The following is a 22,698-nucleotide window of genomic DNA, read 5'->3' as shown; positions in this document are numbered from 1 at the left end:
TACATTCACTCATTGATCTTCGTTCGCGTGTTTTTTGTTGAGTCTGCACCCAGACACTCCCAGCTTCCACAGGCTAAGCTCGGCGGCAGTCGCACAGTGTTAAAAGGAGACGTCCCAGCTGCCTTCCCCGCCCCCTCCTGCGCTGCCGCTGGTGTCCTCGCTGGTGCGCCACTACGAGGAACTGGTGGAGTACCTGCGCTGCCGGTTCCGGTCGCCCGGGCTGGCCCGTGAAGTGGTGCACGATGTCTGCGTGCGGCTGCTGGAACGTCCGGCCGCCTACGATGCCCGGCAACCCATCGCGCTGCTGCGGCGCATCGCCCATGATGCGGCGGTGGACCGCTGCCGCGCCGAGGATCTGCGCCGGCACTGGGTGGAGGCGCGTGCCGAACTGCCCGATGACGCCTGCACGCTCCCGGGCCCCGAGCAGCAGGCGCAGGGACAGCAGGCCTTGCAACGCCTGAGCGCTACCATCGAGCGCATGCCCTGCCGGCGCCGGCAGGTCTTCATCCTGCACAAGATCCACGAGCTGCCGCAGGCCGACGTCGCGCAGCGCATGGGCATCGGTCTGAAGGCGGTGGAGCGTCACCTGCGGCTTGCCATGGCCGATTGCCGCCAGCAGGGCACGCTGCAATGAGCGATGCACCTGCACCACCACCGCCGCCCGAGGTCCCCACCACCGACCAGGTCCTGGACCAGCATCGGGACGCCCTGAAGCAACGCTTCCCGCTGCCCGACCCGGAAACGCTGCGCCGCCGCGGTGGCGGCACGAAGCGGGTCCTGCCCGTGTTGCTGGTACTGGCCGCTGCCGTATTCGTGGTCGACCCGGCCTGGCAGGTCCGCGACTACCAGACCGGCGTGGGCGAACGCCGCGAACTCGTCCTGGCCGACGGCAGTCGGGTACAGCTGGATGCGGGCACCCACGTGCAGGTGCGCCGCCATCTGCGCTCCCGGCAGGTACTGCTGGACCAAGGGCGGGCACGCTTCAAGGTGCAGCACTCGGCCTGGCGGCGCTTCGAGGTGGATGCCGGCGCGGTCCACGTGCGCAACTACGGCACGGTGTTCGACGTCGACCGCCAGGGTGAACTGAGCGAGGTGACACTGTGGCGCGGCGAGGTCGGCGTACGCGTCGACGAGGGCGGCAGCGAACAGCGGCTGAAGCCAGGGCAGCGCTTGCTGGCCCAGCGCGGTTCGCTGTCACCCCCGGAGGCCATCGATCCAGAGCAGGCGGACTGGACCAGCGGGCGCCTGCAGTTCGACCGCATGCCACTGAGCGAGGTCCTGCGCATCCTGCAGCGTTATCACGACCGTCCCATCGTGCTGGACGACCCGACACTGGGGCCGCTGCAGGTGTCGGGTGTATTCGACGCCGACCGCGCCGAAACCGTACTCGCGCTGCTGCCCGAGATCCTGCCGGTACAGGTGCACACCGCTTCCGATGGCAGCCTGCATCTGCGCGCCCGCGATTGAATGCCACACCGAGGGTGGGTTGCGCGCCGTCCCATCCGGCAAGTGCTTGAACCCTTCCGAAGGACCCCCGCATGACCCGCCCTGTTCCGCCTGCCGCCCTGCGCCGGCTGGCCCCCACCCTGCTCGCGGCCTGCCTGTGTGCAGCCCTGCCCGCCACGGCGCAGACCGCTGCGTCCGGGGCCGTCGAGCTGCATCTGCCAGCCGGCCCGTTGCAGGCCTCGCTCAATTCGCTGGCGCGGCAGAGTGGCATCCAGCTGTTGTTCGCCGCCGACAGCGTGAGCGGCCGCAGCGCCCCGGCTGTTGATGGCCGCTACACCCCGCGTGAGGCCCTGCAGCGGCTGCTGGCCGGGCAAGGCCTGGCGATGCAGGAACGTTCGCCGGGTGTGTTCATGGTGAGTGCCGCGCCAGCGCCGACGAAGCCGCGCACCCCGGCCCGCGCCGCATCATCGGCGCCGTCATCCGCCACGACGACGTCGCTGGCCCGCGTCACGGTCTCGGCCTCGACCGCACGCATGCCGCAGGGCGAGACCGCCATGCCCAATACCATCACGGTGCTGACCCGCGAGGACATCGCCCAGCAGCTGGCGCTGGGTTCGGATGTGTCGCGGGTGCTGTCGTCACAGATCCCGGCGTTTGCCCCGGCGCGCGAAAAGATGTCCAACTACGGCGAAACCATGCGCGGCCGCGGCATCCTGTACATGGTCGACGGCGTGCCGCAGTCGACGCCGCTGCGCGATGGCTCGCGTGATTCGCACACCATCGACCCGGCGATGATCGAGCGCATCGAGGTCATCCACGGCGCCAACGCGCTGCAGGGCATTGGCGGTACCGGCGGCATCGTCAACATCATCACCCGCAGCGCGCCCAGTGAGCCAGGGGCGTTCCTGCTCGACACCAACGTCAGCTACAGCGCTGCCCTGCCCAGCCGCCGCGATGACAATGGCCAGCGCGGCTCGGCCCTGGTGGGCGTGCGCGGCGAGCTGTTCGACCTGGTGGCCGGCCTGGCCTATGAGAAACAGGGTCTGTACCACGACGGCGAGGGCCGATCGATCGGCACCAACGCGCAGGGCGAGCTGATGGACTCGACCTCATCGAACGTATTCGCCAAGCTGGGCTGGAACATTGCCGAGGGCCACCGCCTGCAGGTGATGGCCAACCGCTACGAACTGCGCGGGCTGGACAACTACCTGGCCATCAACGGTGACTACCGCACCGGTCGCCCGACCATTTCGGTCCCCGGCGACACGCCACTCGATCCGCCGATGAACCGCTCGCGTTCGCTGACGGTGGACTACAGCGCCGCCGACCTGCTCGGGGGCCGTTTCCAGGCGCAGGCCTTCGCGGTGGATTTCGAAGGCCGCTACGGTGCCAGCCAGTGGGATCCGTGGGGCAACACCGGCGCCAATGCCGCCTGGGACCAGACCCAGAACGAATCGGACAAGCGCGGCTTCAAGCTGACCCAGAGCTGGAGCCGCATCGCCGACACCACGCTGGACGTGACCCTGGGCCTGGACGGCCTGCGCGACCGCACCCACCAGGTGCTGCTGGCCAGTGGCATGAACTGGGTGCCGCAGACCACCTACCAGAGCCTGTCACCGCTGCTGCAGCTGCACTGGTGGCCGACCGATCACCTGATGCTGTCCGGCGGCCTGCGTTACGAAAAGGGCGAGCTGGAAGTGGGTGACTACACCACCCTGCCCCGTTACGGCGCACGCAAGGTGGCCGGTGGCAAACCGACGATGAGCGAGACCCTGCCCAACTTCGGCGCGGTCTGGTACATCAACGATCGCCTGAACGCCTATGCCTCGTACTCGGAAGGCTACACCGTGGCCGACGTCGGCCGCGTGCTGCGCGCGATCAACCGCGACGGCCAGCGCGTGGACAGCCTCATCGACCTGTCACCGGTGGTGTCGGACAACCGCGAGATCGGACTGGAGTACGACGATGGCCGCTTCAGCGGTGACATTGCCTACTACACCTCCGAATCCAAGCTCGGCTCGGTACTGATCTACGATCCGGGCATCGATGCCTATGCGGTGCAGCGCCAGGCCACCCGCGTGGAAGGCTTTGAAAGCAACCTGCGCCTGCGGCTGGGCGACAGCCGACTTGGCCTGGGCTATGCGCGCGCCAACGGCCGCTACGATGCCGACATTGACGGCCGCCTCGACAGCGACCTGGCTGGCGTGAACATCGCACCGAACCGGCTGACCGCGTTCTGGGAACAGAGCTGGACGCCGCAGCTGAGCACCCGCCTGCAGGCCAGCCATGCCTTCGACCGCGACTTCGACCTGCGTGGCGTGCAGGTGGCGGAGTTCAAGGGTTACACCACCGTGGATCTGGTCGCCCGCTACACGCTGGACAAGCATGCCTTCACGCTGGGCGTGCAGAACCTGGCAGACAAGCAGTACATCAGCTACTACTCGCAGACCACGCCGTCGAACCCGAGCTATTTCTCCGGCCGCGGCCGGGTGCTGACGCTGGGGTGGCAGTACCGGTACTGATCCATGGCGTCCTTATGGGAGCCATGAAATCTATGCGAGACGCGATGAAGGAGGCCCATGCTAGTTTCTGGGCCTCCTTCAAGCGGACGTGAATCATGCGTTCTACCCTGCTCGCCTTCGCCCTGGCCGTCGCTCTTGCGGCCGCCCACGCCAGCGCCGCCGAGGCACCGCTGCCACAACTGCGCGCCTATACCGTGGATGCATCCTGGCTGCAGCCGATGGCGCCGCTGCAGATTGCCGACCACACCTGGCAGATCGGCACCGAGGACCTGACTGCGCTGCTGGTGCAGACCGCCGAGGGCGCAGTACTGCTGGATGGCGGCATGCCACAGATGGCCGGTCACCTGCTGGACAACATGAAGGTGCGCGGCGTGGCCCCGCAGGACCTGCGATTGATCCTGCTCAGCCATGCGCATGCCGACCACGCCGGCCCGGTCGCCGAGCTCAAGCGTCGCACCGGCGCGCATGTGGCGGCCAATGCCGAAACGGCGGTACTGCTGGCGCGCGGCGGCAGCAACGACCTGCACTTTGGCGACGGCATCACCTATCCGCCGGCCAGCGCCGACCGCATCATCATGGATGGCGAAGTGGTCACGGTGGGCGGCATCGCATTCACCGCGCACTTCATGCCAGGGCACACCCCGGGCAGCACCGCCTGGACCTGGACCGACACCCGCGATGGCAAGCCGGTGCGCATCGCCTACGCCGACAGCCTGAGTGCACCGGGTTACCAGCTGAAGGGCAATCCCCGTTATCCGCGCCTGATCGAGGACTACAAGCGCAGCTTCGCAACGGTGCGGGCGCTGCCGTGCGATCTGCTGCTGACCCCGCATCCGGGCGCCAGCAACTGGAACTATGCCGCCGGCAGCAAGGCCAGCGCCAAGGCACTGACCTGCAACGCCTACGCGGATGCGGCCGAAAAGAAGTTCGACGCGCAGTTGGCCAAGGAAACGGCCGCGACCCGCTGATTCTGTAGAGTCGAGCTTGCTCGACTGAAGCGCAGAGCAGTCGAGCACGGCTCGACTCTACAAAGAGCAAGTCGGCCGCGTGAAAAGGTGCCGGTCAAACCGACCGGCACCACCACTGACTGTCAGCCGCCCTGCCCGTGCTGGGCAAACGGCTCGGTGCTGCCGTCGGTGCGCACCAGCTCGACGGTATACGGCTGCACGTAGCCGTCCGGCATTTCCATGCCCGGCGAACCGGCCGGCATGCCGGGCAGCACCAGCCCGCGCGCGGCCGGGCGTTCGGCCAGCAGGCGCTTGATGTCCTCGGCCGGGATGTGGCCCTCGACCACATAACCGCCGATCTCGGCGGTATGGCAGGAGGCCTTGCCGACCGGCACACCCAGCCGGACCTTGATCGGGTTCATGTCATCGGTGTCGCGCACATCAACCTGGAAGCCGGCGGCCTTCAGATGGTCGACCCAGATGCCGCAGCAACCGCAGCTGGCGGTCTTGTGCACGATGGCCACCGGCAAGGCCGGGTCGACCTTGGCCGGGCTGGCCTGGGCCGGTGCCGGTGCTTCGCTGGCGACCGGCGCCGCAGAGGATTCTTCGGCGGCACGAGCGCAGGCGGTGGTGGCCAGCACGGTGCCCAGCAGCAGGCCGAGGGAGAGAGTACGGTTCATTGAGTGATTCCTTTGCAGAGGCGGGCAACGCGGCCCGCCGCCCGCGCATCGAAGGCGCGGGCAGAGTCGAGAAAAAGTCGAGCAGCTACGGCAGGCGCGTGAGGCCTGCAGGAAATCACGCGATGGGGGGCCGCAACGGGTCGAGTATCGGCGGCGGCGCGCGTTGCTGGGTATTGGCCGGAACAGGCGCCTCGCGCCACGGCGAGGCCGGTGTTCCGTTCAATGTCGCCAGCATGCCAAGACAGGCCGGCGGGCATTCGCACTCACCGCTCTGGCAGGCAGCCGGGGCCGCATCATCGCAGCAGCCGGCCGCAGCCATCGCGGCCGAGTGCGGTGCGGCGCAGTGATCCAGATTGGCTGGCCCGTTGTACGAAGACGCGGCGAGCGCCAGCGCTGGTGCATTCAGCACCAGGGCGACAAGCAACATCCATCGCAGCAGCAGGCCAGGCAGGTTCACCCGCCGATGATAGCCGATGCGCGCGTCACGCAGTCGCCGCCGCCATTGCACTCATCCGCACCGGGATCGACTTGGCGGCGGGCGTGCCGCTGATCCGGTCGTAGTAGTCCAGCGGCAGCAACGGGTTCAGTTCGGGGTAGTAGCCGGCCAGCGCGCCGCGCGGCATCGGGTAGTCCAGCACGGTCAGGCCTTCGATGCGCCGCTGCACGCCATCGCCGCTGATCGTCTCCAGGCTGACCAGCGCTTCCTTGTCCAGCCCGCGCGCCAGCCGGTCCTCGATGTTCATGAACAGCACCATGCGATCGTTGTACACGCCGCGATAGCGGTCGTTGTAGCTGTAGATGGTGGTGTTGTACTGGTCATGCGAGCGCACGGTGGCCAAACGCAGCATGTCCGGGTCATGTACGGGATCGTCCACGTCCAGGCCGGGCATCACCAGGATGTTGGCCTTGCCGTTTGGCGTGGGCCAGACGCGGCGGCGCGGCGGGATGTCCAGATGAAAACCGTGCGGCTGCTGGATGCGCTCGTTGAAACCGGTGTAGATCTCCGGGTACACGGCCGCGATCAGCTCACGGATGGGTGCGTAGTCGTGCATGCAGCCTGCCCAGTCGACCTTGCTGCGTGGCAGCGCGGCCATCGCCATGCGGCAGACGATCTCGACCTCGGGCAACACATCGGCGCTGACCGGCTCGAGCACGCCCCGCGAGGCGGTCACATTGGACATCGCGTCCTCGATGGTGACGAACTGCTCGCCGGCCGGCGTCACGATGCGCTCCGAGCGCGCCACCACCGGCAGGATCAGCGCATCGCGGCCATGAACCAGGTGCCCACGATTGAGCTTGGTGGCGATCCCCACGGTCAGGTCCAGGCCGCGCATCGCTTCGTACGCACGCGGCGTATCGGGCACCGCATGGATGAAGTTGCCACCCAGGCCGATGAACACCTTGGCACTGCCCTCCAGCATCGCCTCGATGGATTCGACCACATGATGGCCATGCTCGCGCGGCGGGTCGAAACCGAACACCTGCTGCACGCGGTCCAGATAGGCCGGCTTGGGCTTCTCGTCGATGCCGACGGTGCGGTCGCCCTGCACATTGGAATGGCCACGGATCGGCCCGATGCCAGCACCGGGCTTGCCGAAATTGCCACGCAGCAACAGCAGGTTGGCGACCTGCTGCAGCAGGCGCGAGCCGTACTGGTGCTGGGTCAGCCCCATGCCGTAGCAGATCACGGTGGCATTGGAGCGGATGTAGATCTCCGCACAGCGACGGATCTGCGCCTGCGAAATGCCGGACACCTGCACGATCTGGTCCCAGTCCTGCGCCATCACGTCTTCGCGCAGCGCCTCCAGGCCTACCGTGTGTTCTGACAGGAACGCATGGTCGAGCACACGCTCACCCTGCGCCTCGCGCTCGAACATCACCTTCATCATGCCCTTGATCAGGGCCAGGTCGCCGCCGATGCGGATGTGCACGAACTCGCTGGTGATCTCGGTCGAACCGAACGTGGCCATCTGCACCATGTCCTGCGGTTCGGCAAAGCGGATCAGCGCGCGCTCGGGCATCGGATTGACCGCCACGATCGGAATGCCGCGTTTGCGCGCCTCGACCAGGTTGCTCATCATCCGCGGTGAATTGGTGCCGGTGTTCTGGCCGATCACGAAGATCGCCTCGGCGTGCTCGAAATCCTGCAGCACGATGGTGCCCTTGCCCACTCCGATGGCTGGCGGCAGGCCACGACTGGTCGGCTCGTGGCACATGTTCGAGCAGTCCGGGAAGTTGTTGGTGCCGAACTCGCGCACGAAGATCGAATACAGGAACGCGGCTTCGTTGGGGGTGCGGCCCGACGTGTAGAACTCGGCCTGGTGCGGGCTGTCCAGCGCCTGCAGATGGCGGCCGATCAGCGCGAAGGCATCGTCCCAGCTGCACGGCACATAGTGGTCAGTCGCCGCGTCGTAGCGCATCGGCTCGGTCAGCCGACCCTGCATCTCCAGCCAGTAGTCGGTCTGCGCCATCAGTTCGGTAACGGTGTGCTGGGCGAACAGCTCACGACCGGCACGGAACTGCGTGGCTTCCCAGGCCAGTGCCTTCGCGCCGTTCTCGCAGAACTCCAGCTTCTTGCGTTCGTCGGCGTCGGGGAACGCGCAGCTGGGGCACTTGAAGCCGCCGGGCTGGTTCATCGCCAGCAACGCCTTCGACCCCTTGCCGATCACGCTCTGCTGCAGCAGCACCTTGGCCGTGGCGCCGGCGGCTCCCCAGCCACCAGCGGGCTGGTTGTAGGGCTTGTAACGCGGCGGTTTCTGCTCGGACATGTTCGGGAACCTGACGGGAGGAACGCGGCAACAATGGGCACAACGCGGTCCGGCGGCGCTTTCAATCGCACGGCCAGCCCCACAGTCAAACACGGCCTGCGTGGCTTCGCCAGTGGGTGCACGCTGTTTTCAGCGCAGCCTGCCATGGCAACGGTTACACCTGCGTCAGCGCATGGCCACTGCGCTATTCTCGATGCCGTGGGTGGTCCACCACCTGCGTATCTCCCTTGTCCGGACGCGCTGCATGCCTGATTCGACCCCACCGCACACCCCGCCTGCCGGCACGGCCCAGCGCCCGTTGCAGCGCTGGCGCAGCGAGGGGCAACAGCCGCAGGTCGACGTGGTGGCCGAGGAAGTGCCGGTAGCGCTGCGTTACAACGGCGCCGCCTTCGCAGTGATGATGGCCACGCCCTGCGACCTGGAAGACTTTGCGCTGGGCTTTTCACTCAGCGAGGGACTGATCGCTACGCCCTCGCAGCTGCTGTCGATCGACATCCGCCCGCAACTGGAAGGCATTGAACTGCAGATGACGGTGACCGACGATGCGCCCGGCGCCGACCTGGATCCGGCCAATGGGCGCCTGCTGCCCGGCCGCGGTGGCTGCGGCCTGTGTGGCACGCGGCAGCTGGAGGAAGTGCTGCGACCGCTGCCCGAGGTGCGCGAACGGCGGACCTACCCGCCAGCAGCCCTGCAACGGGCGCTGGCCACGCTGGCGCAGCATCAGCCGATGAATGCGGTGAGTGGCTCGACCCATGCCGCGGCCTGGGCCGACGCCAGCGGTCGCATCGGCTGGGTGCGCGAAGACGTCGGCCGCCACAACGCGCTGGACAAGCTGATCGGCGCCCTGCATCACAATGAACACACGATCGAGGGTGGGCTGCTGGTGATTTCCAGCCGCGCCAGCTACGAAATGGTCAGCAAGGCCGTGCGGGCCGGGGTCAGTGTGCTGGCTGCTGTCTCGGCACCGACCGCGCTGGCGATCGACCTGGCCCGCAGTGCAGGCCTGTGCCTGGTCGGGTTCGCGCGGGAGAGCGGGTTCAATGTGTATACCCATCCCGAGCGGCTGCAGGCGGACGACAGCTAGAGTCGCCCCACCCCGGCTGCACCCTTCGGCCTGGCCCGGGCGGCCCACTGCCACCCGGGCCAGGCCGCATCTCAGCGCAGCGCGACCTTCGGGAAGTCCACCGGCACGTCAAACGCTACGTTGACGTAGTTGGTGAACAGGTTGAGCGCCACGTGGGCGAGGATCTCAACGATCTGCTCATCATCGAAGCCTGCCGCACGCAGCGCCTGCACATCGCCATCGGCAATCTGCGCACGCTGCTCGACCACCTTCAGCGCGAAGTCCAATGCCGCCGAGGTGGCCGGATCGCTGGACTGGCCGATCTGCGCGGCAGCCATCTGCTCGCTGCTGGCACCGGCCTTGCGGCCCAGCGCGGTGTGCGCGGCCAGGCAGTATTCGCAGGCATTGCGGTTGGCGATGGCCACCGCGATCTGCTCGCCCAGCAGTGGCGACAGGCGACCGCCGCCCAGCGCGCCGAACGAACCCCACATGCTCTGCAGCGCGGCCGGCGAGTTGGCCACGGCACGGAACATGGCCGGGGTGGCGCCGAAGGCGGCGTGGACCTGGCCCAGCAGAGCCTGGCGGTCAGCGGTGGTGTTGGCAGCATCGATCAGGGGGACACGGGACATGGTGAATCTCCTTGGGAAAGCGCCCGGGATTGGACGACCCGCTCATCCTAGGTAGACTCTCCGGACGCATCAGGCGTAATCAGCCACACATATTGTCTATTCGTCCACGAGCATGCCCGCCGACACCTCCGCACCCGACCGCCTCTCCTCCCTGCTGGAACGCTTCCGGGTGCAGGCCGCGCTGTTCCACAGCGGTCCGCTGTGCGGGCGCCACGTCTTCGAACCGCAGCCCGGCCGTGCCTTCCTGCACATCCTGCGCCAGGGTGAAATGGAGGTCCGTCATCCCGGGGGCGATACCGCGCTGCCCCGGTTGAAGATCGACACACCCAGCCTGCTGCTGTATCCGCAGCCGCTGCACCATGTGTTCTTCAACGCACCGCTGGATGGCCCGGATTTCACCTGCGCCACGCTGGACTTCGATGGCGGCGCGCGCAATCCGATCGTGCAGTCGCTGCCGCCGGTGATGGTGGTGCCGCTGGCGGCGATCGGCGAACTGGATGACACCCTGCATCTGCTGTTCGCCGAGGCCGATCGCCAGCGCTGCGGGTCACGGCTGCTGACCAACCGCCTGTTCGAGGTGGCGCTGATCCAGGTCCTGCGCTGGGTGGTGGACCACCCGGATGCGGCCGGCGTCAGCCATGGGTTGATGCGCGGGCTGTCCGATGCGCGGCTGGCCCGTACGCTGGTGGCGATGCACCAGGCGCCGCAGGACGAATGGACGCTGCCGCGCATGGCCGCGACTGCCGGCATGTCGCGCAGCGCGTTCGCGGCCGTGTTCAAGGAGGTGATGCAGGCGACGCCGGCCGCTTATCTGTTGGACTGGCGGCTGAGCCTGGCCTGCGCGCAGCTGCGGGCCGGCGTGGCGGTCAAGCAGGTGGCGATCGAGGTGGGGTTTGCCGATACCGCCTCGCTGTCGAAGGCGTTCCGCAAGCGATTGGGGGCATCGCCGAGGGCGTGGCTGGCCGCGAGCGCCTCACAGGCTGGGTAAATAGGTGAGGGGTAGAGTCGACCGCTGGTCGACTATCGCGCGACGCGCGGGGGTTTCGTTGTCTGACCGAAGGGCAGTCGACTGACAGTCGACCCTACCGAAGCGGCATTTTCGTGCCCTGACCGAAGAGCAGCCGACCAGCGGTCGGCTCTACCACGGGCGATGTCTGCGCGCCGGCTGGCCGCTCAACTGGACGTTCCGTCAGACTTCGCCAACAACCCGGCGATGCGCTCGGCCACACGGGCGCGCACGCCTTCGTCCAGCTGGCCTTCGTACATTGCCTCGTAGATCCACAGGCCATCGGCGGCCAGCCGCGCCACGAAATTGTCGAGCGCGGCGCTATTTTCCGCTGCACCCGCCTCCGGCGGCAGCGGTGCCCAGCGCCGCACCGCCGGTCCCCACGGGCGCTCATCGGCGTCCGGGTCGGCCGATTCCAGCATGAACATCAGCTCGGCACGGGTGGCACTCTGCGCCGAGACACGCACGAAGGTCTGGTAGCGCTCCAGTGCCGTCGCTTCATCCGCGCGCTTGCCCAGCAGCGTTTCCATCGACGTTTCCCAGGCCTGCACCAGGTGCTCGTCGATGCCGCGCAGCAGTGCCTCGCGCGACGGGAAGTGGTACAGCAGGCCGCCGCGGGTCAGCTTGGCCTCGGCCGCCACCGACTCGAAGGTCACCGCACGCACGCCGTCACGATTGATCACGTTGACGGCGGCGTCGAGGATGCGGTCGCGCTTGCTGGTTCTCATCGCTTCATTTTACGCGATCGGCCGCACCCTCGCGGCTGCCGACGCGGCCCCGCAGCAGGCGCGCCAGGATCGTCGCGCCCAGCGCCAGCACTGCGGTGATCACCAGCAGCACGATCTGGTAGCCACGGTCATACGCGGCCGCAGCCAGTGCGAACCACTCACCCTGCCCGCTCGCGCGCGCGGCATGCAGCGCCTGGGTGAAACCCTCGCGGGCAAGCGCCGGCATATCGGCCGAGACCGGCAGGAACGCGCTGTACATCGCGGCGCTCAGGCTGCCCAGCATCGCCACCGCCAGCAGGCCGCCGAATTCATAGGACACTTCTTCCACCGACGAGGCCATGCCCGCGCGGTGCGCGGGCACGTTATTGAGGATGGCAGTGGACGCCACCGAGATGGCCGAACCCATGCCGAAGCCGGTGATGGCCATACCAGCCACCACCCAACCAAGGCCGTGCGGGAAGCCGAACGCCACCACGCCGACGCCCAGCGCACCTGCGGCCAGGCCGCCACAGATCAGCGGGCGCAGGCCCACCCGGTGCAGGATGCTGCCGCCCAGCAGCGCGCTGGGCAGGCTGCCCAGTGCCGCCACCGAGACCAGCAGGCCCGCCTGCAGCGGCGTGAAACCTGCCACCAGCTGGAAGCGCTGGGTGGTGACCAGCTGCAGGCCGGCCATCGCGAACAGGGTGAACACCGCCGACAGCGTGCCGGCCAGGAACGCCGGGTTGCGGAAGATCGCGAAGTCCAGCAGCGGGTACGGCAGCTGCTGCTGGCGGCGTGCGAACATTGCGCCGCTTATGACGGCCAACAGCAGCGCGCCCGCGCCCAGTGCATACGACGGCGGCGTAGCGATCAACGACTTGATCGCCAGCACCAGGCCGGACAGTGCAGCCAATGCCAGAACCGAGGACACCAGGTCCCACGGCCGCGAGGTGTCGCGCTGTCCTTCCGGCGCCAGCAGCAACGTGGCCACGAACGCGACCACCACCACCGGCACGTTGATCAGGAACACCGAGCCCCACCAGAAGTGCTGCAGCAGCCAACCGCCAATGATCGGGCCGAGCGCCGCACCGACGATGGCCACCGAACCCCAGATCGCGATGGCGATGTTGCGTTCGCGCTCTTCGTGGAAGCTCAGTCCGATCAACGCCAACGTGGCCGGCATCATCGCGGCCGCGCCGATCGCCAGGAACGCCCGTGCGGCAATCAGCTGCGCTGCGGTGTCGGCGAACGCTGCTGCCAGCGAGGCGACGCCGAACACCACCAGGCCGATCAGGAACATGCGCCGGTGGCCGATGCGGTCGCCCAGCGTGCCCGCACCCAGCAGCAGGCCGGCCATCACCAGCGGATAGGCGTTGATGATCCACAGCGCCTGGCCGGCACTGGCCGAGAGTTCCTCGGTCAGCGTGGGCAGTGCGGTGTAGAGCACGGAGTTGTCGAGCGTGACCAGCAGCAGGCCGGCGGCGACGGTGAACAACAGTGCCCAGCGACGGGCACGCGACAGGGCCGGAGCACCGGCCAAGGGCTGGGACAAAGCCATGGGAGAACCTGATGGGGGATGGAGTACGGCCATAACTATACAGGATGTCCTGTATAGTTATGGCCGTCGGAGCCAGCCGGTTCAGCTTTTGTAGAGGCTGCCTTGCTCGGCTGAACCGCCAGTCAGGCATGGCCTGGCTCTACTGTTGAACGTTTACCGGCAGTCTTCCGGCAGCGCGGCGATGGCCGATACCACGGCCGCCTGCATGCCCTGCCCTACGGCCATGTCCAGCTCCCCGCCCGTTGCCCCATGCTGGCGCTGCAGCTCGTCCTCGCACAGCCCGCGCACACGCGAGCGCGCATTCGCGCGCAGGCTGCTGCACCGCCAATCGGTGCCGCCCAGCGGCAGCACCGAGTACACCACGCTGTTGCAGGCGTTGCCGGCGCGCTGCTGCAGCGACAGTCCACCGAAATCCCGCGGTTCGCTGCTGCGTTGCGGGTCGAAGTAGCTGTCCGGGAACGTGCGCGCGTACTGTTCGATGTCCACGGCCATGCGGCGCCCACCGGCCAACGGCATCTGCAGCGGCTGGCCGCACTGCGTCGCGTCGGCGCGATGCTGGATGTACTGGTAGATCGGCCGGTCCAGCCAAGGATCGTGCTGGGTCACCGCACTCACCGCCGCCAGCACCGGCAGTGACGCACGATTGGCCATGCGCGCCAGCAGCCCCGCCTGCGATGGCTGGCAGCGGTCGCGCAATGTTGCCGCGAGCAGGAACAGCACGTCGTTGCGGAACGCGTGATCGTCACCCAGGCGCTGTTCGATGCGCTGGCTGGCGTCGGACGCCGGTGCCGGAAACGCGACCGCCGGCGGCGCGATGGGTGCGCGCTGCTGCTGCCACCACATCAGCAGCACCACTGCACCCAGCAGCACCCCGGCAACCATGATCCAGCGTCGGCGCATCAATTGCGGATCGCCGTCAGCGTGGCTGCCGCGGCATCGTAGGACGCGCTGGCGATGTCCGCGTCGAAACGCTTCACCTGCAGGCGGCCGGCAAGCCGGTACGGATCCCACAGATCGCCCAGTGCGATCGGTGTCGCCAGGGTCACGTGGATGATCTGGTTGGGCGGCGGTGGTGGCACATGGATGCAGGCGCCGTAGAACGGCACGAACAGCAGTTCATCGACCAGGCCTGCATCGTTGGTACCGAGCGGTACCACGTAGCCATCCAGATCCACCGCGCGACCATCGACAGCATCGACCACGCGCGAAGAGCCGAACTGCTTGGCGCGGTCGGGGCTGGAATGGTCGATCTCCTGCCCCGGTGGCGTGCCCGAGCCGGTGTCGTCAATCAGGCCACCCACGCCGTCCATGCCATTGCGTGACAGGCCGATCTGCGGCGGCGGTCGCTGGTAGGTCACTTCGTCGGGCCGCAACGCGTCCCAACGGTCGATGGGGGCTTCGGCGGTGGCGGAGGGCGCCGGTTTGTCCTGCGGCGTGACCACCACCGCATCGCCGCCAGGCGCCGTACAGCCCGCCAACCACAGGCATCCCAACGCCAGCAACAGATGACTACGGTTCATAGGGCCTCAGCTGTGCATCGCGCATGGTGTAGGCGGAGCCGGCCAGATCATCATCCAACCGTTCGGCACGTAGGGTACCGGCCAGGAAGAACGGCGAATACATGTCGGGCATGTCGATCGGGCGCGGCAGCACCACGTGCACGATCTGGTTCGGTGGCGGTGGTGGCACGTGGATGCAGGCGCCGTAGTACGGCACGAACAGGAACTCGGTCAGCCGCCCGTCCTGCGCGTTGGCCAGTGGTACCACGTAGCCCGGCAGGCGCACCGGCCGCTGCAGTACCGTGTCCACGGTGCGGAAGGTGCCGAACTGCGGCATGCGCCGGTTGCCGTTGTGTTCGACTTCCGGGCCCTCGCCGCGTTCCAGCGCGGCCAGCTCGTCCTTGGGCATCATCTGCAGCCAGTCCAGCTCCTGCTCTGCAACGTCTGCAGGGTCATCGCGGTCGACAACCGGCGCGGGAGGCAGGGCCTGCACACCGGTATCCGCCGGCCGCTCACAGGCGGCCAGCGCCAGCGCCATCGGCAATACCCACATCCAGCGCATGCTCAGCCTCCCGGCGACAGGCCATCGACTAGCGTTCGCCGGTAGGCCAGCAATGCCGGCACCAGCCCGGCCACCGCACTGATCGCCAGCACGCCTGCCACCCAGGCCATCTCGCGGCCATCCGGCCAGACATGCGTGATCGACAGGCCGAAGGTGGCCAGTACCCAGCCGCGCCCGGCAATGCTGGCGGCCACCAGCAGCGACAGGGCCAGCACGCAGGCCACCGCACTGGTCGCCACCGCCTCCACCACCAGCAGGCCAGCGATGTAACCCGGTCGCGCGCCGGTCGCGCGCAGGATGGCCATCTCGCGCCGCCGCTCCTGCAGGGTCGAGACCAGCAGCGCCACCAGCGAGACCATGCCCAGCAGCACCACCATTGCACTGATCAGCTGCAACGCCCGCTCAGCGGTGCCCAGTGACTGCCACAGCTGTTGCAGCGTGACGCCGGGCAGGATCGCCAGCATCGCCTCGTCCGGATACTCGTTGATCCTGCGCTGTACCGAGAACGTGGCGATGCGCGAATTCAGGCCGAGCATGAAGGCGGTGATGCTGATCGGTGTCAGGTCCAGGTGACGCGCCTGCTCGGCGCTGACGCGCTGGCTGCGCAGCTGCACGCCCGATCGCCAGTCGACATGGATCGCCTCGATGGCCGGCAGCGAGACCAGCAGCGACGAATCCACCGGCGTGCCGGTGCGCTGCAGGATGCCGGCAATACGGAACGGCTTGTCGGCATGCGTGGCCAGCGTGACCGCGCCCGTGCCGTGTGCCAGCACGATCTCATCGCCGAGGCCGACCTTCTGCGCGCGTGCCACCTCCGCACCGATTACCGCGTCATACAGATCATCGAACGGCCGCCCCTGTGCAAAGGCCAGCTCGTGACCGGAACCATAGCGATAGTGTTCAAAGTAGCCGCCAGTGGTACCCACTACCCGGTAGCCGCGCCAGGAATCGCCCAGCGACAACGGCACCGCCCACTTCACCTGCGGCAAGGCGGACAGCTCCTGGTAGGACTGCCAGGACACGTTGTTGGTCGGGTCGCCGATATGGAATACCGAGTACAGCAGCAGGTTCACCGGTCCCGAGCGCGCACCGACGATCAGGTCGGCGCCCGATACGGTGCTGGCGAACCCCTCATGCGCCTGCGTGCGCACACGCTCGACGCCCAGCAGCAGCACCACGCTGAGGGTGATGACCAGCACGGTCAGGCCGACACTCAACGCACGGCTGCGCAGACTGGCCCAGGCAAGCTCAAGCATGGCCGGCACCTGCCTGGTTGATCTCGGACAGTGAAATGATGCGGTCGAACAACGGCTGCAGGCTGTCGTCATGGCTGACCACCAGCACCGTGGTGCCAGCCGCCTGGCACTGCGCGGACATCAGCTGCAGGAAGGCGGTCGCCGCTTCGCGGTCGAGCGCCGAGGTGGGCTCATCGGCCAGCAGCAACGCCGGGCGGCCGATCAGGGCGCGTGCCGCCGCCACGCGCTGCTGCTGGCCAACACTGAGCGTGCCTGCGCGCCGCTGCATCAGCGCCGGGTCCAGCTGCAGGGCCTGCAGCAGGCGGGCGATCTCGGCATCCAGCGGGCCGCTGATGCGTGCGCTGCGCAGGCGTGAGAAGCGCAGGCCCAGTGCAATGTTGTCGCGCACGCTGAGAAACGGCAGCAGGTTGAACTGCTGGAAAATCACGCCCAGCTGGTCGGCACGGAAACGATCCCGCGCCGCGCCTCCCATGTCCTGCAGCGCCTGGCCGGCCACCTCGACACGGCCCTTGCCGGGCAGCAGTACGCCCGCCAGCAGGCCCAGCAAGGTACTTTTGCCGCCACCACTGATTCCGCGCAGCAACACGCTGCTGCCCTGCTCGACCCATAACCGCGGGATATCCAGCACCAGCTGCATGCCGTAGCCGAACTGCACGTCTTCCAGCGAGATCACCGGTGCCGCGCTCACGGTGCCAGCACCACGCGCAGGTTGTCGGGCGTCAGCACACTGCGGTTCTGGCCATTGGCGGTTGCACTGTTGACGATGACTTCATGCAGGCCCGGGAACAGCACGGGCAGGCGCACGACGATCGCCCGCAGCTCGGCAGGTTTGGCACAGTGGTACTGCAGCGTTGCGCTGAAACCTGCGTGCCGGTGCTGACCGGATGGCGGTGCGGCAGCCGTCGCATCGAATCCCTCGGCCTTGGCATCGTTGCCTGAAAGGCGGCAGCCCGCGGCGGTAGGCAAGGTGACCCAGCTGCCGCCCTGCAGCAGCGCAGTCGCACGCGCCAGCGCGGCCTGCTCGGCTGTATTGGCCGGCGGCCGCTCGAAATCAAGGATGCCGATGCCGGGGGCCTGCAGGGCGAATTCCAGCGTTTGCTGGTCCAGTGCAACGTCCACGGTCGCTTGGCCGTGCACGTGCGGTGCGTGCTGGCGGATGTCATGGGCCTGCGCGGCACTGGCAGCCAGCAGCAGGAAAAGAGCAGCAGAACGCTTCATGGGGGAGGCTCCAATTGTTACTATGTAACATTATGGACCACATCCCCACGACGCCCGCAAGGGCCCTGGCCCAGCCGCCAACTTCGGCACGCTGGCACCCCCGCTTCGATCTTGCCGGGGCCTGGCTGTCCCTGGCCTGCGCCGCCCACTGCATCGCCCTGCCCCTTCTGCTGGCCTTCGTGCCGGCAGCGATGATGGCGCTGCGCTCCTTCCAGCATCCCGGCCATGGCGCGATGACACTGCTGCTGATGATGTCGCGCTGGGAGTGGCTGTTCGCGCTGCTGGCCTCGTCGCTGGCGTTGGCGAGTACCTCGGCCGGGGTGCACCGGCATGGACGCTGGCGACCTGTGCAGCTGGCCTGCACCGGCGCGATTCTGCTGCTGTCGGCCTCGCTGTACCTGCCGCTGAAGGAATCGCTGCTCTGGCATGGCGTGGCGACGGCATGTGGTGGCGTGTTGTTGGCGGCGGCGCACATCGGTAACCGGCGCGCGCTGCGCACCCGGTAACACCGGCCGCGGGTCGGCCGGAACACGCCATCCACGCATGGCGTGGATCTACCGAGACGCTCGACGCAGCCAACGGTAGTGCCGGCCGCTGGCCGGCAGCTGCAGTGATCCCGCAGATGGAGAAAGCCGGCCAGCGGCCGGCTCTACCGATCTCTATTCGTCAAACGGACGCTGGCCGAGCGTCTGCGTCACGTGGTCGACGAAACAGGTGATGCGGGCGGCCAGCGCGGTGTTGCGGTAGTACACCGCGTTGATCGGCTGCCGCACTTCCTGCGTCTGCCTGGCGAACAGCTGCACCAGGCGGCCATCACGCCGGTCCTGGCGGGTCAGGAAATCAGACAGGCAGGCGATGCCCAGCCCGGCTACCGCCATCTGCCGCAGCGTCTCGCCACTGGATGAAGCGATCGCCGGCACGATCACGAAAGGCCCGCCATCGGCATCCTGCAGCGGCCATTCGTTCAACGAACTGGGCTGGGTGAAGCCCAGCAGGTCGTGCTCGCGCAGCTGCTCCACGCGCGTGGGCGTGCCGTGCCGTCGCAGGTACTCGGGGCTGGCCACCACGCGGATGCGACTATGGCCGATCGGCCGCGCATGCAGGGTCGAGTCGCGCAGCACGCCGATGCGGAACGCCACGTCGGTGCGCTTCTCGATCAGGTCGGTGATGCCCTCGTTGGAATTCAGCTCCAGCTCGACCTGCGGGTAGCGCTCGCGGAAGCCCTCCAGCAACGGCACGATCACGTGCAGCATGAACGGCGTGGCGGCGTCCACGCGCAGGCGCCCGACCGGCTGCAGCCGCCGCGCGGCCATCTGCTCCTCGGCCTCGTCCACCGTGGCCAGGATCGTGCGCGCGTACTCCAGGAACGCTGCGCCTTCCTCGGTCAGTTCCAGCCGCCGCGTGGTCCGCCGCAGCAGCGTGGTCTGCAGCTTGTCCTCCAGCCGCGCCAGGGTGCGGCTGGTGGCCGAGATGGTCAGCTCCAGCGCCTCGGCCGCTGCCGTGATCGAACCACTGTCGACTACGGCCACGAAGGCCTTCAGCTCATCCAGGGTGGTTTTCATTTTTTACCTCGGCGCAAAAGCGTTTCCCGTATACACGGCTTAATCAACAAATGTAAAGCGCCCACACTTCGCCCTGTCCCGAGCCCACCGGCTCTCAACGAAGTCCCTGGAGTCCATCATGAGCGTTCCTTCCTTTGGCGTCGGCACCTTCCGCCTGACCGGCCAGACCGTCATCGACTCGGTGCGCAACGCCCTCGAGGTTGGCTACCGTGCAGTCGATACCGCGCAGATCTATGGCAACGAAGCCGAAGTCGGCCAGGCCATCGCCGAATCCGGCGTCCCGCGCGACCAGCTGTTCCTGACCACCAAGATCTGGGTGGACAACTACGCTGCCGACAAACTGATCCCGAGCCTGCGCGACAGCCTGGCCAAACTGCGCACCGACTACGTCGACCTGCTGCTGATCCACTGGCCGGCGCCGGGCAATGGCATTGAACTGCGCGAGTACATGACCGCGCTGGCCGAAGCCAAGACGCTGGGCCTGACCCGCCAGATCGGTGTGTCCAACTTCAACATCGAGCTGACCCGGCAGGCCATCGAGGTGGTCGGCGCCGGCGAGATCGTCACCAACCAGATCGAACTGAGCCCCTACCTGCAGAATCCGGCACTGACCGCCTTCCTGCAGGACCAGGGCATCACCGTCACCTCCTACATGACCCTGGCCTACGGCAAGGTGCTGAAGGATCCGGTGCTGGCCGCCATCGCCGAGAAGCACCAGGCCACCGTGGCCCAGGTCGCGCTGGCGTGGGCACTGCAACTGGGTTACTCGGTCATCCCGTCCTCGACCAAGCGCGAGAACCTGGCCAGCAACCTGCTCGCCCAGGACCTGCACCTGGATGCCGATGACATGGCCGCGATCGCTGCGCTTGACCGCAACGGCCGCGAAGTCGATCCGCCGGGCCTGGCCCCGGCCTGGGACTGAGGAGCCTCGCCATGGGCAGTGCGTTGGCGCGGCTGCAGGCCGGTGGTTTCAGCATCGGCATCGAAGCACCGCTGGACAATGACTGGACGCCGCTGGGCGAACAGGCACGACGCGCCGCGCGACGCTTGCCCGGCGAACCGGACCTGCAGCGCCATGCAGAACTGGCACGGTTGGCCGACCGCCTCGGCTTCCGTGCGCTGTGGGTACGCGACGTGCCGGTGTACGACCCGGCCTTCGGCGATGCGGCGCAGGTGTTCGAGGTATTCAGTTACCTCGGCTACCTGGCCGGCATCACCAATGACATCCTGCTGGGCACCGGTGCGGTGGTGCTGCCGATCCGTGAGCCGTTGCTGACCCTGAAGTCGGCGCGCAGCGTGCAGCGGCTCAGCGGCGACCGCCTGTTGCTGGGCGTAGCCAGTGGCGACCGCCCGGTGGAATACCCGCTGTTCGGCCGCGACTTCGACAGCCGTGGCAGCCGTTTCCGCGAGCAGATCGCATTGCTGCGCGAAGGCGCCACCGCGCACCTGCCGCAGGGCCTGGACGTGCTGCCCGCGGATGGCCCGGCCTTGCCGCTGTTCGTGGCCGGCCTGGCCCAGCAGCAACCGGCATGGATCGGCCAGCACATGGATGGCTGCCTGGCCTACCCGGGCACGCCGCAGGACCATGTACAACGCGTGGCGGCCTGGCGCGCCGTGGCCGGCAACAAGCCGTATGCCAGCTTCATCCACCTGGATCTGGTGGCCGATGCCGATGCCCCCCTGCAGCGCTGGCGCTTCGGCCTGCGCGGCGGCCGCAACGCCCTGCTGGCCGAGCTGCACGCCATGCAGGCGGCCGGTGTCAACCACATCGGCCTGCAGTTCCGCCGCAACGAACGGCCGCTGGCCGAAACCTTCCACGAAATCGCCGAGTACGTGCTGCCGCACTTCCCGGCCCATGCCGGCGCCGCCGCGTCGCATGCCCCGATTGCCGCCCCCGCGACGGCCTGACAGTTACCGGAGCTTTGCCATGAAAATGAAGACCCTGGCCGCGCTTGCGCTGGCCACCCTGCCGCTGTCCTTCCAGGCCACCGCCGAGGACTGGTATCCCTCTGCCTACGGCGCCAACGACGAGATCGGCGCGGCCAACCTGCTCACCGCGGACGTGGTCAAGCACGCGGTATCGCTGGTCAGGACCGGCAAGACCTATCCGCTGGCGGTGCCGGTGGACAAGAACCTGCCCGCGTTCCGCCACCGCAGCTTCCGCCTGTACAACGTGCAGGTCGGCCAGCAGGCCGGCAAGTCGCTGGGCCCCAACAAGTTCACCTTCAATGATGAACTGGTGAACGCCTGGACCGGCGTTGGCACCCAGCTCAACGGCATCGGCCATATCGGCATCGACAACGTCTACTACAACGGCAACAAGGCCGCCGACTTCGTCACCGTGGACGGTGTGCGCAAGCTCGGCGTCGAGAAGGTGCCGCCGATGGTCACCCGCGGCGTCGTGCTGGACATGACCGCGTACTACGGCAAGGCGATCGTGCCCGGCGGCACCGAGTTCACCGTGGCCGACATCCAGGCCGTGCTGAAGAAGCAGGGCCTGAGCCTGCGCAAGGGCGACGTGGTGCTGTTCAACACCGGCTGGCTGGAACTGATCGGCAAGGACGACACGCAGTTCCTGGAAGTGGAGCCGGGTATCGGCATGGAGGCAGCGAAGTGGCTGGCCGACCAGGGCATTGTCGCCTTCGGTGGCGACACCTGGGCCTCGGAGGTCTACCCGAACCCGAATGGTACCGAGGAGTTCCCGATCAACCAGTACATGCTGGCCAAGCGCGGCATCTACAACCTGGAGCTGATCGACAGCCGTGCCCTGGTGCGCGACAAGGCCTGGGAATTCCTGTTCGTGCTCGGCCAGCCGCTCTACGTCGGCTCGACCCAGGTCAACATCAACCCGGTGGCGATCCGATGAACACTGCCCCCGCCTTGCCGTTGTTCGCCGGCCGCCGCTTCCGCGTCAGCTATGACGGGCTGGCCGCCGACAATGTCTACAGCGCCGATGGCCGCCACGTGCAGTACGCCATCGTCTCCGGCGCCTATGCCGGTGCGCAGGGCGAAGCCGCCTGCGAGTGGCAGCAGATCAGCGAAGGGGTCTATGCCATTTCGTGGCAGGAAGCCGATGGCGCAACGGTCGTGCATGTCGATGACTTCGTCGGCGGGCGTTCGCTGGCCTGGTTCACCGCCACCGATGGCAGTTTCCATCGCATGCAGGGGCCGTTGGCAGTGCTGTGATGCCGGCCAGCGGCCGGCACCACCTGTGAGTGGACGGAACATTACAGATCGGTAATGTTCGGGTCAGGGCGGCGAAAGGCGCCGCTCTC

24 protein-coding genes are annotated in these 22,698 nt (G+C 67.6%); 11 read left to right on the top strand and 13 right to left on the bottom strand.

The genetic code is table 11. From position 1 onward, the window contains the following. Window positions 1-151 precede the first annotated feature (151 nt). The 4 genes from EKL94_RS10050 (at window position 152) to blaL1 (ending at window position 4,936) form a co-directional block, all read left to right on the top strand. Complete coding sequence (locus tag EKL94_RS10050) at window positions 152-634, top strand: RNA polymerase sigma factor (protein WP_126928987.1); 483 nt, start codon at window positions 152-154, stop codon at window positions 632-634. Next, complete coding sequence (locus tag EKL94_RS10045) at window positions 631-1,467, top strand: FecR family protein (protein ID WP_126928986.1); 837 nt, start codon at window positions 631-633, stop codon at window positions 1,465-1,467. The genes EKL94_RS10050 and EKL94_RS10045 overlap by 4 nt, the downstream gene beginning before the upstream one ends. Before the next feature lie 71 nt (window positions 1,468-1,538). After that, window positions 1,539-3,968, top strand: a complete 2,430-nt coding sequence (locus EKL94_RS10040) for a TonB-dependent receptor (RefSeq protein ID WP_126928985.1) — start codon at window positions 1,539-1,541, stop codon at window positions 3,966-3,968. Window positions 3,969-4,063: 95 nt separating this feature from the next. Continuing rightward, complete coding sequence (gene blaL1 / locus EKL94_RS10035; RefSeq protein ID WP_126928984.1) at window positions 4,064-4,936, top strand: L1 family subclass B3 metallo-beta-lactamase; 873 nt, start codon at window positions 4,064-4,066, stop codon at window positions 4,934-4,936. A 122-nt stretch (window positions 4,937-5,058) separates the two neighbouring features. On the opposite strand, the gene EKL94_RS10030 is transcribed toward blaL1, so the two are convergent. The 3 genes from EKL94_RS10030 to EKL94_RS10020 all read right to left on the bottom strand — a co-directional run bounded on the left by EKL94_RS10030 (window position 5,059) and on the right by EKL94_RS10020 (window position 8,363). Next, window positions 5,059-5,595, bottom strand: coding sequence for a DUF411 domain-containing protein (locus tag EKL94_RS10030; protein WP_126928983.1), 537 nt, complete (start codon window positions 5,593-5,595; stop codon window positions 5,059-5,061). Window positions 5,596-5,710: 115 nt separating this feature from the next. Further along, the gene (locus EKL94_RS10025) at window positions 5,711-6,052 is read right to left on the bottom strand and encodes a hypothetical protein (RefSeq protein WP_126928982.1); all 342 of its coding nucleotides are present in this window, start codon (window positions 6,050-6,052) and stop codon (window positions 5,711-5,713) included. Window positions 6,053-6,077: 25 nt separating this feature from the next. Further along, complete coding sequence (locus tag EKL94_RS10020) at window positions 6,078-8,363, bottom strand: FdhF/YdeP family oxidoreductase (protein WP_126928981.1); 2,286 nt, start codon at window positions 8,361-8,363, stop codon at window positions 6,078-6,080. 244 nt (window positions 8,364-8,607) lie between these two features. On the opposite strand from EKL94_RS10020, the gene fdhD reads away from it, so the two are divergent. After that, window positions 8,608-9,447: a formate dehydrogenase accessory sulfurtransferase FdhD gene (gene fdhD, locus EKL94_RS10015; protein ID WP_126928980.1), complete on the top strand. Its 840-nt coding sequence runs from the start codon at window positions 8,608-8,610 to the stop codon at window positions 9,445-9,447. 71 nt (window positions 9,448-9,518) lie between these two features. Here the strand turns inward: fdhD and EKL94_RS10010 are convergent, their stop codons facing one another. Next, window positions 9,519-10,055 carry a carboxymuconolactone decarboxylase family protein gene (locus EKL94_RS10010; protein ID WP_049396107.1) on the bottom strand — a complete coding sequence of 179 codons (537 nt, stop codon included), beginning with the start codon at window positions 10,053-10,055 and terminating at the stop codon, window positions 9,519-9,521. Between the two features lie 112 nt (window positions 10,056-10,167). On the opposite strand from EKL94_RS10010, the gene EKL94_RS10005 reads away from it, so the two are divergent. Further along, window positions 10,168-11,043: an AraC family transcriptional regulator gene (locus tag EKL94_RS10005; protein WP_126928979.1), complete on the top strand. Its 876-nt coding sequence runs from the start codon at window positions 10,168-10,170 to the stop codon at window positions 11,041-11,043. Window positions 11,044-11,228: 185 nt separating this feature from the next. Here EKL94_RS10005 and EKL94_RS10000 read toward each other — a convergent pair whose 3' ends face one another. From EKL94_RS10000 to EKL94_RS09965, 8 genes are all read right to left on the bottom strand, one after another. Beyond that, entirely contained in the window at window positions 11,229-11,789 is a 561-nt protein-coding gene (locus EKL94_RS10000; protein WP_126928978.1) for a TetR/AcrR family transcriptional regulator, read from the bottom strand. 4 nt (window positions 11,790-11,793) lie between these two features. Continuing rightward, a complete protein-coding gene (locus EKL94_RS09995; RefSeq protein ID WP_126928977.1) occupies window positions 11,794-13,326 on the bottom strand; it encodes an MFS transporter in 1,533 nt (510 codons plus the stop codon). 153 nt (window positions 13,327-13,479) lie between these two features. Then, a complete protein-coding gene (locus EKL94_RS09990) occupies window positions 13,480-14,226 on the bottom strand; it encodes a hypothetical protein (RefSeq protein WP_126928976.1) in 747 nt (248 codons plus the stop codon). Then, window positions 14,226-14,846 carry a DUF3299 domain-containing protein gene (locus EKL94_RS09985; protein WP_126928975.1) on the bottom strand — a complete coding sequence of 207 codons (621 nt, stop codon included), beginning with the start codon at window positions 14,844-14,846 and terminating at the stop codon, window positions 14,226-14,228. Before EKL94_RS09985 ends, EKL94_RS09990 begins: the two co-directional genes overlap by 1 nt. After that, a complete protein-coding gene (locus EKL94_RS09980; RefSeq protein WP_126928974.1) occupies window positions 14,836-15,387 on the bottom strand; it encodes a DUF3299 domain-containing protein in 552 nt (183 codons plus the stop codon). The genes EKL94_RS09985 and EKL94_RS09980 overlap by 11 nt, the downstream gene beginning before the upstream one ends. A 2-nt stretch (window positions 15,388-15,389) precedes the next feature. Further along, on the bottom strand, window positions 15,390-16,643 hold the full coding sequence (locus EKL94_RS09975) for an ABC transporter permease (RefSeq protein WP_126928973.1): 1,254 nt from the start codon (window positions 16,641-16,643) through the stop codon (window positions 15,390-15,392). After that, window positions 16,636-17,331 carry an ATP-binding cassette domain-containing protein gene (locus tag EKL94_RS09970; protein ID WP_126928972.1) on the bottom strand — a complete coding sequence of 232 codons (696 nt, stop codon included), beginning with the start codon at window positions 17,329-17,331 and terminating at the stop codon, window positions 16,636-16,638. Before EKL94_RS09970 ends, EKL94_RS09975 begins: the two co-directional genes overlap by 8 nt. Further along, window positions 17,328-17,861, bottom strand: coding sequence for a ZrgA family zinc uptake protein (locus EKL94_RS09965; protein ID WP_126928971.1), 534 nt, complete (start codon window positions 17,859-17,861; stop codon window positions 17,328-17,330). The genes EKL94_RS09970 and EKL94_RS09965 overlap by 4 nt, the downstream gene beginning before the upstream one ends. A 32-nt stretch (window positions 17,862-17,893) precedes the next feature. Between EKL94_RS09965 and EKL94_RS09960 the strand changes: the two genes are divergently transcribed. After that, the gene (locus EKL94_RS09960) at window positions 17,894-18,367 is read left to right on the top strand and encodes a MerC domain-containing protein (RefSeq protein ID WP_126928970.1); all 474 of its coding nucleotides are present in this window, start codon (window positions 17,894-17,896) and stop codon (window positions 18,365-18,367) included. A 153-nt stretch (window positions 18,368-18,520) separates the two neighbouring features. Here the strand turns inward: EKL94_RS09960 and EKL94_RS09955 are convergent, their stop codons facing one another. Beyond that, window positions 18,521-19,423, bottom strand: a complete 903-nt coding sequence (locus tag EKL94_RS09955; protein WP_126928969.1) for a LysR family transcriptional regulator — start codon at window positions 19,421-19,423, stop codon at window positions 18,521-18,523. Between the two features lie 118 nt (window positions 19,424-19,541). On the opposite strand from EKL94_RS09955, the gene dkgB reads away from it, so the two are divergent. From dkgB to EKL94_RS09935, 4 genes are read left to right on the top strand one after another with little or no spacing between them, the layout of a single operon-like run. Beyond that, on the top strand, window positions 19,542-20,345 hold the full coding sequence (gene dkgB / locus EKL94_RS09950) for a 2,5-didehydrogluconate reductase DkgB (protein WP_126928968.1): 804 nt from the start codon (window positions 19,542-19,544) through the stop codon (window positions 20,343-20,345). Between the two features lie 11 nt (window positions 20,346-20,356). Continuing rightward, entirely contained in the window at window positions 20,357-21,331 is a 975-nt protein-coding gene (locus EKL94_RS09945) for a TIGR03571 family LLM class oxidoreductase (RefSeq protein ID WP_126928967.1), read from the top strand. Window positions 21,332-21,350: 19 nt separating this feature from the next. Next, window positions 21,351-22,289 (top strand): cyclase family protein, encoded by a 939-nt coding sequence (locus EKL94_RS09940; protein ID WP_126928966.1) that lies wholly within the window; start codon window positions 21,351-21,353, stop codon window positions 22,287-22,289. Next, window positions 22,286-22,609: a MoaF-related domain-containing protein gene (locus tag EKL94_RS09935; RefSeq protein WP_126928965.1), complete on the top strand. Its 324-nt coding sequence runs from the start codon at window positions 22,286-22,288 to the stop codon at window positions 22,607-22,609. Before EKL94_RS09940 ends, EKL94_RS09935 begins: the two co-directional genes overlap by 4 nt. The last annotated feature ends 89 nt before the right edge of the window (window positions 22,610-22,698 follow it).

Source organism: Stenotrophomonas maltophilia (genome assembly GCF_003970865.1).
Lineage (GTDB): Bacteria > Pseudomonadota > Gammaproteobacteria > Xanthomonadales > Xanthomonadaceae > Stenotrophomonas > Stenotrophomonas maltophilia_AR.
The sequence above is the reverse complement of the archived record's forward strand: the minus strand, read 5'-3'. Positions and strand labels throughout refer to the sequence as shown.